The organism is Aminobacter sp. P4_D5 (genome assembly GCF_056401815.1).
This window is the reverse complement of the sequence record NZ_JBFUIP010001156.1, coordinates 1-569: the sequence shown is the minus strand read 5'-3', so window position 1 is coordinate 569 and position 569 is coordinate 1. Positions and strand designations below refer to the sequence as shown.

At 69.1% G+C, this 569-nt stretch carries 2 protein-coding genes; one reads left to right on the top strand and one right to left on the bottom strand.

Annotation, left to right across the window (positions count from 1 at the left end; translation table 11 throughout):
* A partial coding sequence (locus tag AC1DWF_RS37230) for an amidase family protein (RefSeq protein ID WP_476843441.1) occupies positions 1-192 on the top strand: 192 nt, incomplete at its 5' end.
* 55 nt (positions 193-247) lie between these two features.
* On the opposite strand, the gene AC1DWF_RS37225 is transcribed toward AC1DWF_RS37230, so the two are convergent.
* A partial coding sequence (locus tag AC1DWF_RS37225; RefSeq protein WP_476843440.1) for a nitrilase-related carbon-nitrogen hydrolase occupies positions 248-569 on the bottom strand: 322 nt, incomplete at its 5' end.

Genomic DNA, 569 nt, shown 5'->3' with positions numbered 1-569 from the left:
GGGTTCTCCTACCCCTTCAACTGGTCCGGCAGCCCGGCGGCGAGCATCCCCTGCGGCTTCACCCCGGCGGGATTGCCGGTCGGTCTGCAGATCGTGGGCAAGCGCTTCGACGATCTCGGCGTGCTCCAGGCCAGCGCCGCCTTCGAGGAGGCGCGGCCCTGGGCGCAGCTCAGGCCGCCGCTGGCCCAATAGTGGCCAGGCGCGGGATTCAGACCTCCGGCGCCTTCGCGCCWTCGGTCAYCCCGCTTCAGTCCGGCACGACCGCGCCGATCTGCTCCACGATGCGGCCGTACCATTGGGGACGGCGATGCTGGGCGAAGTTGAACATCTTCTCCTTGCCCTGCCGGCAGTCGTCGAGGTCGATCTCGGCGACGATCAGCTCGTCCCCGAGCGTCTTGGCCTGCGCCACCACCAGCCCGTTCGGGCTGACGATGCAGGAACCGCCTATCAGGCCCGAGCCGTCCTCGTCGCCGGCCTTGGCTACGCTCACCGCCCAGGTCGCGTTCATATAGGCGTTGGACTGCGCGGCCATGGTGGAATGGTAGGTGCGCAGCTCCGCGCTCTCGCTC